Source organism: Motilimonas cestriensis, from assembly GCF_021295315.1.
GTDB classification, from domain to species: domain Bacteria; phylum Pseudomonadota; class Gammaproteobacteria; order Enterobacterales; family CBDFNC01; genus Motilimonas; species Motilimonas cestriensis.
In genome coordinates this window covers 111,399-122,846 of the sequence record NZ_JAIMJA010000015.1, presented here as the reverse complement: position 1 = coordinate 122,846, position 11,448 = coordinate 111,399, and the positions used below count along the sequence as shown (strand labels likewise).

Annotated in this window: 11 protein-coding genes; 1 reads left to right on the top strand and 10 read right to left on the bottom strand. The window is 44.2% G+C overall.

Annotation, left to right across the window (positions count from 1 at the left end):
- Positions 1 to 446 precede the first annotated feature (446 nt).
- The 6 genes from yacG to K6Y31_RS14960 all read right to left on the bottom strand — a co-directional run bounded on the left by yacG (position 447) and on the right by K6Y31_RS14960 (position 6,366).
- Positions 447 to 632 (bottom strand): DNA gyrase inhibitor YacG, encoded by a 186-nt coding sequence (gene yacG / locus K6Y31_RS14985; RefSeq protein WP_233053762.1) that lies wholly within the window; start codon positions 630 to 632, stop codon positions 447 to 449.
- A gap of 2 nt (positions 633 to 634) precedes the next feature.
- On the bottom strand, positions 635 to 1,360 hold the full coding sequence (gene zapD, locus K6Y31_RS14980; protein ID WP_233053761.1) for a cell division protein ZapD: 726 nt from the start codon (positions 1,358 to 1,360) through the stop codon (positions 635 to 637).
- An 89-nt stretch (positions 1,361 to 1,449) separates the two neighbouring features.
- A complete protein-coding gene (gene coaE / locus K6Y31_RS14975) occupies positions 1,450 to 2,046 on the bottom strand; it encodes a dephospho-CoA kinase (RefSeq protein ID WP_233053760.1) in 597 nt (198 codons plus the stop codon).
- 4 nt (positions 2,047 to 2,050) lie between these two features.
- Entirely contained in the window at positions 2,051 to 2,443 is a 393-nt protein-coding gene (mutT, locus tag K6Y31_RS14970) for an 8-oxo-dGTP diphosphatase MutT (RefSeq protein WP_233053764.1), read from the bottom strand.
- 177 nt (positions 2,444 to 2,620) lie between these two features.
- On the bottom strand, positions 2,621 to 5,365 hold the full coding sequence (secA, locus tag K6Y31_RS14965; RefSeq protein ID WP_233053759.1) for a preprotein translocase subunit SecA: 2,745 nt from the start codon (positions 5,363 to 5,365) through the stop codon (positions 2,621 to 2,623).
- A gap of 77 nt (positions 5,366 to 5,442) precedes the next feature.
- Positions 5,443 to 6,366, bottom strand: a complete 924-nt coding sequence (locus K6Y31_RS14960; RefSeq protein WP_233053758.1) for a M23 family metallopeptidase — start codon at positions 6,364 to 6,366, stop codon at positions 5,443 to 5,445.
- Positions 6,367 to 6,397: 31 nt separating this feature from the next.
- Between K6Y31_RS14960 and K6Y31_RS14955 the strand changes: the two genes are divergently transcribed.
- Positions 6,398 to 6,883 carry a DUF721 domain-containing protein gene (locus tag K6Y31_RS14955; protein WP_233053757.1) on the top strand — a complete coding sequence of 162 codons (486 nt, stop codon included), beginning with the start codon at positions 6,398 to 6,400 and terminating at the stop codon, positions 6,881 to 6,883.
- A 71-nt stretch (positions 6,884 to 6,954) separates the two neighbouring features.
- Here K6Y31_RS14955 and lpxC read toward each other — a convergent pair whose 3' ends face one another.
- From lpxC to K6Y31_RS14935, 4 genes are all read right to left on the bottom strand, one after another.
- Positions 6,955 to 7,869 carry a UDP-3-O-acyl-N-acetylglucosamine deacetylase gene (gene lpxC, locus K6Y31_RS14950; protein WP_233053756.1) on the bottom strand — a complete coding sequence of 305 codons (915 nt, stop codon included), beginning with the start codon at positions 7,867 to 7,869 and terminating at the stop codon, positions 6,955 to 6,957.
- A 173-nt stretch (positions 7,870 to 8,042) separates the two neighbouring features.
- Complete coding sequence (gene ftsZ, locus K6Y31_RS14945) at positions 8,043 to 9,212, bottom strand: cell division protein FtsZ (RefSeq protein WP_233053755.1); 1,170 nt, start codon at positions 9,210 to 9,212, stop codon at positions 8,043 to 8,045.
- A 39-nt stretch (positions 9,213 to 9,251) separates the two neighbouring features.
- Positions 9,252 to 10,508 (bottom strand): cell division protein FtsA, encoded by a 1,257-nt coding sequence (ftsA, locus tag K6Y31_RS14940; RefSeq protein ID WP_232799899.1) that lies wholly within the window; start codon positions 10,506 to 10,508, stop codon positions 9,252 to 9,254.
- On the bottom strand, positions 10,489 to 11,295 hold the full coding sequence (locus K6Y31_RS14935; RefSeq protein ID WP_233053754.1) for a cell division protein FtsQ/DivIB: 807 nt from the start codon (positions 11,293 to 11,295) through the stop codon (positions 10,489 to 10,491). Before K6Y31_RS14935 ends, ftsA begins: the two co-directional genes overlap by 20 nt.
- Positions 11,296 to 11,448: the final 153 nt, after the last annotated feature.

Sequence of the window (11,448 nt, the reverse complement as noted above, 5' to 3'; positions counted from 1 at the left end):
ACAGCCAGCGGATGCATTCATACCTAAATTATCAAAGTCCTAATGAATTTGAACGTATGGATAAGTCGGTAAAAGAAGTAGCTTAACGAACTTAACTAGGGTGACCGAATTCAGTTGACCAGGTCAATCGATGGCGAATAAGTTAGATTTCTTCATGTATGGACTCCCTTGGTAAAGTAATTTTTCGTCACTTTATTTATACCGCATCTCCCGCGTGGGGAGGAGTCCATACATCTCCCACCTAGTGCAAATACATTGTGGGATCTGAATTTATTCTGCGATGAGTTTAAGCATAATCACAAAAACACATCACAGATGGAAGGTTTATCGCGCCATGACTGGCGCTCCTTGTATGTTGAACTTGTTGATTCGTGTTTTTTGTGGGACCTGAGCTTGCTCAGGGAATTTGTGATATTCGCAGAGCAAGCTCTGCTCCTACTGATTTATTAATCATCAAGATCTTGTTTTTCTGGCACAAATGCTGGCTCACCGGCAATGCGTTTTTCTTCCGCAGCCCACTCGCCTAAATCAATCAATTTACAACGTTCGCTGCAAAATGGGCGAAATTCAGATTCAGGTTGCCAAATAACTTCCGCTTGGCAGGTGGGACAATTTACTTTGGTGATCGACATAACTAACAACTCGCAATTTGGAAGGGGATATCTTGGGCTTGTTCATCGCCATGGGGTAAAAAACGAATGGCGAAGCGGCTTTTATGACCACTTACGGTGGGATAAAAACCTAACATCGGCGATATTTTAATACGGATCATATCGGCATTATCCGCATTATCTTGATAGAAGCCATTCTTAGCTACTTCATTATTAAAATGACTACTATCGCGGCTCAGTTTCAAATTAAGCTGTAAGGCACCAATAAGGGGCTGGAAGTCGGCAAGCCAGCGCTTACAGTCAGCCGCTTTTTCTTCTTCCGATAAGTTAAGCCAAAAATACAACTGAGGTAAATCGAAGCTGCATAAACCACCTGGAATTGAAAAACGCTGCCTCACCGCGGACAAAAAGCGATCTTCTTTAAGGGTTTGGGTGATACGACTCAGCCTTGGCAGTTGGTAAATAAATTTACTCAATTGCTCTTGCAGCAGGTGAATACGGTTTAAATCAACACCGGGAATAGTGGCCCAGTGGTTAACAGACTCTAGGTGTTTCTCGAGATCTTTCGTTAAGTCACCGCGTATTTCGCAGCGCTCCATCAACTCATGCAGATCGAGTATGCCTTTAAAGAAGGCTTCTGGATCGCTGGACGCAGTTAAATGTCGACTCTTGGCTATTTGGCCAAAGATATACTCTAGGCGTAAATAGCTTCTGCTTTTCTCGTTAAGTGGATGTTCGAAAATGACCATTCAGGTACAAAAATCCTCAAGCTGTTGGAAAAATCAAAGTTTAGCGCTTAAGTGACAAAATGTTGAGTGTTATGTGGATTAATTTCAGTTCATGCTTGTGACAGTATCACTTGATGTAAGTCTTTAACCTGCTGCGCCAGTGCGTTAACGTCAGCGGAATTATCTAACACGTAATCTGCGAGTTTTAAACGCTGGGCTCTGGAGACTTGCGCCGCCATAATAGATTCAATTTGCGCTTTGGAGTTGTTGTCTCTGGCCATCGCGCGCTTTAGCTGTACATCTTCTGGCACATCAACAATAACCAGCTTATCAATGTAGCTCAACAAGTCATTTTCAATCAGTAATGGCGCTTCTAAAATAGCGTATTCACCTTTGCAAGCTTGCAATTGAGAGAGTAGAGATTGGCGAATTAATGGATGTAATAAGTTATTAAGCCATTGCTTCTCTGTGACATCGGCAAAAACTTTTTCACGTAGCTTGGCACGGTTAAGCTGACCATCGGGCAATAGAATGTGTTGGCCGAAATGCGCTGCAATTTGAGAGAGTGCGCCGCTAGCCGAACTCGGCATCACCACTTCACGAGCGACAACATCGGCATCCACTACCGCCACGCCTAATGCTTTGAAAATATTACTAGCGGCTGATTTACCCGAGCCAATACCACCGGTTAGACCGAGAATAAACATGCGACTAATCCGCTAACAGTTTATCGACAATCGGCCGATTAGCATCGGGAAAGGTATAATTCGGCAAGTCTGCTTTAGCCACCCAACGCACTTCTTGGCCTTCAAGGCCTTGCGCCTCACCACTAAAATCAGTGCTAATCATAAAGTCCAATAGTACTTGCTTGTCAGGATAATCAAAGCTAATAGAGTCAAACAAGCGAGCGCTGCTAACCTGGATATTAACTTCTTCTTGCAGCTCACGTATCAATGCTTGCTCGGGGGTTTCGTTAGCTTCTACCTTGCCACCGGGAAACTCCCATTTACCACCTTGATGTTGATGGTCAAGACGACGGCTGATTAATACTTGTTGCTCGGAGTTGATAATGATGCCAGCGGCGACATGGATACGTTTCATAATGGCCTAATGGGGTAACGTAGGAGCAGAAGTGGTTCTGCGATGATGGTATTGCAATGTTCGCATCTGCATCTGTGAATATTTCATAGAATGTATCGCAGAATAAATTCTGCTCCTACGAAAGAGAGATCTCACCCTGTAGGAGCAGAAGTCATTCTGCGATCTTAGCCGCTAGAGCGCTTAGCTTAATTTACCGTGACATTGCTTGTACTTTTTACCCGAGCCACATGGGCAAGGTTCATTACGGCCTACTTTTGGCTCTTCGCGCACGAATGTCTCTGCGCCTTGCTCTGCTTGATCTTCTGCTACAGCATCCGCTAGTTGATTGTGAGCACTTTCGTGTTGATAAGCTTGGGCTCGTTGCTGCGCCTCAGCTTCACGGCGACGTTGCTCTTCTACTGCATTAACGTCGTTCTGAGTTTGCACTTGCACCTTCGCTAGAATAGCCACTACATCGTGTTTAAGGTTTTCTAGCATTTCAGTAAATAGCTCAAACGATTCGCGCTTGTACTCTTGCTTTGGATTCTTCTGCGCATAACCACGTAAGTGGATACCTTGACGTAAGTGGTCCATCGCTGATAAATGCTCTTTCCACAAACCGTCAAGGGTTTGTAGCATTACCGCTTTTTCAAAGTTTTGAATGACTTCAAGACCAACCACTTCTTGTTTGGCTTTGTAAGCCAGACGAGATTGATCCAGAATTTGTTCACGCAACTTCTCTTCATCAAGTTTGTCGTCTTTATCTAGCCACTCTTGCAACGGTAGGTCGAGTGCAAAGTCGTTTTTCAAGCGCGCTTCTAAATCAGCGACCTGCCACATTTCTTCCAGCGATTGAGGTGGAATATATTGATCAATGGTGTTACTAACCACATCGCCCCAAATCACTTCAATAGTTTCTGAGATATCACCGCTATCCATGAGTTCATTACGTTGCTCGTAGATAACCTTACGTTGGTCGTTAGCAACGTCATCGAATTCAAGTAACGATTTACGCATATCGAAGTTACGGCCTTCGACTTTACGCTGTGCGTTTTCAATGGCGCGAGATACCCATGGGTGCTCAATCGCTTCGCCTTCTTCCATGCCCAGTTTTTTCATCATGCCTGAGACTTTATCTGAGGCAAAAATGCGCATGAGAGGATCTTCCATTGATAAATAGAAGCGGCTTGACCCCGGATCGCCCTGACGGCCAGAGCGGCCACGCAACTGATTATCAATACGGCGAGATTCATGACGCTCAGTGCCGATAATATGTAAACCACCGGCTTCCAATACCGCGTCATGTACTTTTTGCCAATCCGCTTTAATCTCTTCTAGCTGTGCTGGCGTTGCACCTTGTTCTTCAGCGTCAGCTAAACGCACTTGCAAGTTACCACCTAATACGATGTCGGTACCACGACCTGCCATGTTCGTTGCGATGGTGACCGCGCCAGGGGTACCCGCTTGAGCCACAATTTCCGCTTCTTTTTCGTGGAACTTAGCGTTCAATACTTGGTGTTTAATTTTGGCTTTTGTCAGCAGCTTAGATAAGATTTCTGAGCTTTCGATCGATACTGTACCAACCAGTACAGGTTGCTTACGCTCTACACATTCTTTGATGTCGACAATGATGGCTTCGTATTTTTCCATGGTGGTTAAATATACTAAGTCACCCATGTCTTTACGAATCATCGGTTTGTTAGTTGGCGTTACCACCGTTTCTAAGCCATAGATGCTTTGGAATTCAAACGCTTCTGTATCAGCCGTACCTGTCATACCGGCTAATTTTTCATATAAGCGGAAGTAGTTTTGGAAGGTAATGGATGCCAGTGTTTGGTTTTCGTTTTGAATTTTAACGCCTTCTTTGGCTTCAACAGCTTGATGTAAGCCTTCAGACCAACGGCGACCGGGCATAGTACGCCCAGTGTGCTCATCAACAATAACAATTTCGTTGTCTGGACTAACAATGTAGTCAACGTCTTTTTCAAATAGAGTATGAGCTCGCAGCGCTGCATTAACATGATGTAATACAGAAATGCTTGAAGCGGCAAACAATGACGCGCCGTCTTCTAAAATACCGCGCTCTTGTAAAATTTCTTCTACTTTAATTTGGCCACGCTCAGTTAAGAAAGCTTGCTTACTCTTCTCATCAACGGTGTAGTCACCTTCACCCACGTAGTCTTCAGTATCTTCTTTCTCTTGTTGCTCCAACATCGGAATAACTTTATCAAGTTGCTGGTAAAGCTCTTGGTTGCCTTCTGTTGGACCAGAAATAATCAATGGCGTACGTGCTTCATCAATTAAAATTGAGTCCACTTCGTCTACTACCGCGTAGTAAAGTTCACGCTGGGTACGAGCAGCAGGCTCAAATGCCATGTTGTCACGTAAGTAGTCAAAGCCAAATTCGTTATTGGTACCGTAAGTGATATCAGCAGCATAAGCGGCACGTTTTTCATCTGGCGTCATACCCGATAGGTTGATACCGACCGTTAAACCGAGGAATTCAAATAAACGCTGGTTCCATTCAGCATCACGCTTGGCTAGGTAGTCGTTCACGGTAATAACGTGCACGCCCTTGCCAGTAATGGCGTTTAAGTAAGCTGGAAGAGTTGCTGTTAAGGTTTTACCTTCACCGGTACGCATTTCTGCAATTTTGTTGTCATGTAGAATCATGCCGCCGAGTAGCTGCACATCAAAATGACGCATACCAAATACACGCTTTGAACCTTCTCTAACAACGGCAAACGCTTCTGGTAGCAGCTCATCTAAGGTTTTGCCTTGCTGAAAGGCATCTTTAAACTCTTGCGTTTTAGCGCGCAACTCTGCATCACTAAAGCCTTGAAATTGTTCTTCTAGATCATTGATCTGTTTAACAACTTTACTTAATTTTTTCAGAAGTCGGTCGTTTCTACTGCCGATGATTTTGGTTATTATTTTGTTAAACATCTATCAACTCTCGCGTTTTAATCATTAAAGCTTGCTCAATCCCTGGCAAGAAAGTTATTTTCTAATTTGTGCTTGGTCTAACTGGCTTTTCGGTAAATATATTTACGCGGATTAACCTGTACGCCATCTTTTAGGACTTCGTAATGCACATGAGGCCCCGTTGAACGTCCTGTCGTACCCATTAAAGCAATGACTTGGCCACGACTAACAACATCACCTTCAGCGACGTTAACGGCTTTAGCATGAGCATAACGAGTAATAAATCCATCGCCATGATTTATCTCAACTAATTTGCCATAACCTGTCTTGGTTCCGGCCCAGCTAACAATACCCGCCGCCGTAGCGGTGATAGGCATTCCGTTACGCCCTGCGATGTCGACGCCTTTGTGGTAACGCGCCCGCCCAGTAAATGGGTCGCTGCGAACACCGAACAACGAAGAAACGTAGGCCTTGCCTTTAACTGGCATACCAAAAATGAAACTGTCATCAGAGATATGGTGATTCATTAACACAGATTCAAGTAGTTGCATCTGTTCTTCGTTAGTTTTTATTTCAAAAGCCACTTCTTCAATTTGCTGAGTCAGTGTTTTTAGGTCAACGTTGAGCACGAGATCGTTATCAGAAATAGGACCGCCCATCGGCATCGGCTGGGAAAAATCAAACTCGCCGTCTTCCAATTCTGCTTGCTCAGCTAAGCGGCCGCCCAATGCATTCAAGCGACTAACTTGCGCTTGTAGCTCGCCCACTTTTGTCGCCAACATTATTAGCTGTTGGTCAGACTCTTGTTTTAAGCGGGTAAGTTGCTCGTTTTTTTTGCTTAAATTACCGGTAATACTGGCAATTTTATATTGCATTAGTGTGGCAGAATAGCCGTCGTAGAGACGATGTCCAACCATCGCGGTGATAAAGGCAAATAGCACTAATAAAAACCAAATCCATTTGAGCTTTATCACTATGCTGTGCCGATGTTTCTGACCGGCGTAAATAACTGTTACACTCATGGTTATACTACTCGATTAGATCTTAAATAAGATGCGTAAAAATCATCCTTGTCCACTTACCAAACTGGCTTCTGACTCTAATTTCAGAAAATTGAAAGAGCGAGCCGATCAATTATCAGCGCTCGACAGGGTACTACAAAGTGTGTTGGAACAACACCAGATTAAACATTGCAAGATCGCAAATTTCAGAACTGGAACCTTATACCTAGCCGTTTCCAGCGCGGTTTGGTTAACCAAATTCAATCAAAAGCGCAGCGATATTTTATCCGACCTACGTCAGAGCATTCCGGCATTGGTTAGCATTGAAGCTAAGATCAATCCCGAGTTAGCCAAAAAAGTAACGGCTAAGGTCAACGAACCGGTTCAATTCAAAGCCAACCCTAGAAGGATCTCAGAAACTTCAGCGGGCTATATCTTAGGAGCTGCTGAACATGCATCGGGGAAACTGAAGGAAAAGCTAGAAAGATTAGCTGCACTGGCTACAGAGAGACGAGCCAGTACAGATAATGAAAATTAGTCTAGAATTATTAGCCTAATTAAATCAAACGCAGTTTATTTATTGCTAATTGTTTTAGCTAAAACAATTAGTTAAGCAAGCACAGGCGATAGATATGTCACCGCCTCTTCCGCTTCTTGTTCAAAACTTACCATTTCCCATGCAGTTTGATCTGCTAACAACGCACACAACAGTTTATTGTTCAGAGCGTGCCCGGTTTTGTAGGCTTTTAACTCACCTAAAATGGTATAGCCACCTAAGTACAAATCACCAATGGCATCCAGTACTTTGTGTTTAACAAATTCGTCTTCATAACGAAGACCATCTTCGTTTAGCACTCGGTAATCATCTAAGCCAATCGCATTATCTAAACTCGCACCTAGTGCTAAGTTGTTAGATTGCAAATACTCTACGTCACGCATAAACCCAAAGGTACGTGCGCGGCTGATTTGCTTTAAAAACCAAGGACCAGAAAACTCACTGACAATGTGTTGGTTTTGCCCTTCAATCACAGGGTGAGCAAAATCGATCGCGAAATCTAAACGGAACCCTTTTTTCGTCGGGTTTAACTCCGCCCATTTATCCCCATCCTCTACGCGAACAGGCTTTTTAATGCGGATAAATTTCTTCGCAACGTTAAGCTCTTCAATGCCTGCAGATTGTAGCAAGAACACAAAAGGACTCGCGCTACCATCCATAATTGGAATTTCCGGTGCATCCACGTCAATCACAATATTATCGATACCTAAGCCCGCTAAAGCAGCACTTAAATGCTCAACTGTTGAGATTTTCTCGCCAGACTCATTCACTAAACAAGTACATAGCATGCTTTCTTGCACTGCCTGCGCTGTGGCTTTAATGCTTACCACAGGATCTAAATCGACCCGACGATAAACAATCCCAGTATTAGCCGGAGCAGGACGTAAAGTCATAGTGACTTTATTACCCGAATGCAGGCCAATACCAGTTGCTTGTACGCTCTGTTTTAATGTTCTTTGTTTAATCATTGAGTCTTCCGTATTTCAACACAGTCGTATAAATAATAGCGTCATCACCCAGTATTCGATATATAGATAAACGCCTACTTTTGTAGGGGCCATACTCGATAATAGACTGTATTTCACGCGTTATTACGCAACATGTTAACACATGTCACGGAATTTCCAAATATGATGATTATTTAGTCTGCTTGTTTTCTTAAAAAAGCAGGAATATCTAAATAGTCAATGTCCGATTTGGCTTCTGCAGCAGGTTTCGCTTTTGGCTCTTCAGCTGGTTTAGCAACCGCTTGTTGCTGTACCGCAGCAGAAGACGACTCATTAACAACCGCTGTATTAACTGCTGTTTCACGCGCAGCTGGCTTAGGGTTAACCAATGTGATATCTGGCTTACGCTCACCGCCAATCCCCGTAGCAACAACGGTTACGCGTAGCTCATCAGACATCTCTGGGTCAATTACCGCACCAACAACCACAGTGGCATTTTCAGATGCGAATGTACGCACTGCATTACCGACTGTCTCAAACTCTTCAATGGTGATATCAAAACCAGCAGTGATGTTCACTAGAATACCGCGCGCACCTGCTAAGTCGACATCTTCTAGCAATGGACTAGAAATAGCTGCATCCGCCGCTTCTTCAGCACGGTCGTCGCCACGAGCCACACCGGTACCCATCATTGCCGTACCCATTTCTTTCATTACGGTGCGTACGTCGGCAAAATCCACGTTGATCAAACCAGTGCGAGTAATCAACTCAGCAATACCTTGCACGGCGCCAAATAAGACGTTGTTAGCTGCTTTGAACGCGTCCAATAAACTGATACCACGGCCCAATACTTTTAGTAGCTTGTCATTTGGAATGGTGATTAATGAATCCACTTCCGTCGCTAATTGCTCAATACCTTGCTCGGCATAGCTTAAGCGCTTTTTACCTTCAAAAGCGAATGGCTTAGTCACCACCGCTACGGTCAAAATGCCAAGCTCTTTAGCGATACTTGCTACTACTGGGGCAGCTCCGGTACCCGTACCACCGCCCATACCGGCAGCAATAAAGATCATATCTGAACCTTCAAGTAATTCTTTAATGGCTTCACGGTCTTCCAGTGCAGCTTCACGACCCACTTCTGGGTTAGCGCCCGCACCTAAGCCTTTGGTGATACCAGAGCCAATTTGTAATGTGGTCCCTGCATTTGAATTACGCAGTGCCTGCGCATCAGTATTCACCGAAATAAACTCAACACCTTCAATGTTTTGAGTCAACATATGTTCAACAGCATTGCCACCGCCGCCACCTACACCAACGACCTTGATGACAGCTTCGTCTGCATGACTGTCCATTATTTCAAACATAACTCTCTCTCCGTTTACCTTTGCCTGTTCGCAAAAAATTTAAAATTCGCCTTTAAACCAGCTATGCACTCGCTTAACGAATGAACCAACCCCTTGGCTCTGCTCTTTCTCTTGCCAAGTGGTGATCTGGTTTGCCTTTTGATACTGTAGTAATCCAACCACGGTTGAAAAAACTGGTGAGTCTACATACTCCGTTAACCCTTTAACATTGAGTGGCTTGCCTACTCGAACCTGAGATTGAAAAGTCACTTCAGCACTCTCAACTAAGCCCTCAATTTGCGCCGCACCTCCTGTCAGCACAACGCCTGCTGCAAGCTGGTGTTTAACCCCTTGCTTTTTTAACTTTTCTTGTAGCTTATCAAGCTCTTGCTTTACCAAGCCTAATAATTCGCTATAACGAGGCTCAATCACCTCTGCCAGTGTTTGCCGTTGTAGGCTACGCGCGGGTCGCCCGCCGACACTTGGCACTTCAATGGTGTCTTCACGACTGACTAATGAGCCCATCGCACAGCCATATTTTACCTTTACTACTTCCGCATCTGACGGCGGCGTACCAAAGGCATAAGCAATATCACTGGTCACCGCATGGCCAGCGTAAGGGATCACGGCAGTATGACGCAGTGCACCTCCGGTGAATACTGCTAAATCCATGGTGCCGCCGCCGATATCGACCACGCATACACCCAATTCTTTTTCATCTTCAGTTAACACGGCATAGCTTGAAGCCAGCGCAGAAAAAATAAGTTGGTCAACTTTTAAATCGCATCGTTCGACTGCTTTCACAATATTTTTTGCCATGTCGTTATGACAGGTGATCAAATGCACCTTGGCCTGCATCCGCACCCCGGATAAACCAACGGGGTTTTTAATGCCCTCTTGATAGTCAATGGCAAACTCTTGCGCCAACACGTGTAAAATTCGATGTTCATCGCGGATCCGCACCGATTTAGCGGTGTGGATCACATTGTCAACGTCATCCTGAGTCACTTCTTCATCAGAAATGGGCACCATGCCAATTTCGTTTTGGCAACTAATATGCTTGCCTGAGATACCTAAGTAGACTGAAGAAATCTGACAATCTGCCATTAACTCTGCTTCACGCAATGCGCGCTCGACAGACTTGACCACCGAGTCCAGATCATTCACGCCACCTTTGTCCATGCCCTTAGACTGATGCGTTCCCATGCCAATAATATTTAACTCGCCATCGGGTAAAACCTCACCGATCAGGGCAGCAACTTTCGTGCTACCTATATCTAAGCCAACTATTAATTTTTTATCCGTTGCTTTGGTCATCTGGCTCTCTTTTTGGTTTCCATCCTACTGCTACGCCGGTGTCATAACGTAAATCGACATAAGCTACTTTTTCAGCATCCAGTAAAGGATAAATATCAATAAATCGTTGTACTCTATCGACTCGTTGTTCGCGGCCAAGTTTTAACTCAATGCCTTGCTTAAGCTGTATATTCCATGCGTAGCGATGGGTCAGTTCAAGGGCTTCAATATTAAAGCCATTCAGCATCAGCAAGCTTTCTAGCTGTTTATATACTTCTAATACTTCTACCGAACTTTGGTTTGGCCCGTATAAATACACCAACTGTTCGGTTATTTTGTCTTGTGGTGCATTGAAAACCTCGCCTTGCTTATTTAACAAGTCTTCTTCATTCCAATACGCACTCACTGTTTGCTCTTGTAAAAACACTTTTAATCTATCTGGCCAGCGCTTACGTATTGACGCAGAGTAAACCCAAGGCAGCGATTCTAAGTTCTCTTGTAATTGCGCCACATCTAAGGTGAAAAAATTTTGTGAATCAGGAATAGCCAACAGCACTTGGCGAACTTCATCATCACTCACATATTGGCGCTCACCGAGTACTATCAGCTCGCTCATGGGTAATCTCTTTTGATCTGTCAGCCACTGCGCCACAGTCAAACCCGTCCAATATAACCCAACTACCACCAGTAAAAAGAACAATAAGCCAGCGAAAAATGCAGCACGACTTTGTGAATGCGGCACCGCTGAATCAGATTCAGTGGCCACATCAGCACGGCTTTTTTTTTGCTTAGCGACACGTTCAGCCACTCACTTCCCTTCTACCGATGTTATGAACACAAATTACGCTTTGTTTCTACTTCAAAAAAGCCTGTAAACGCTGCATTATATCGAGCATTGTTCTGGGTTCAATGTAATTACTGCGTCAAAGCACAATAAAACATCCAAACCTGAATAAATATG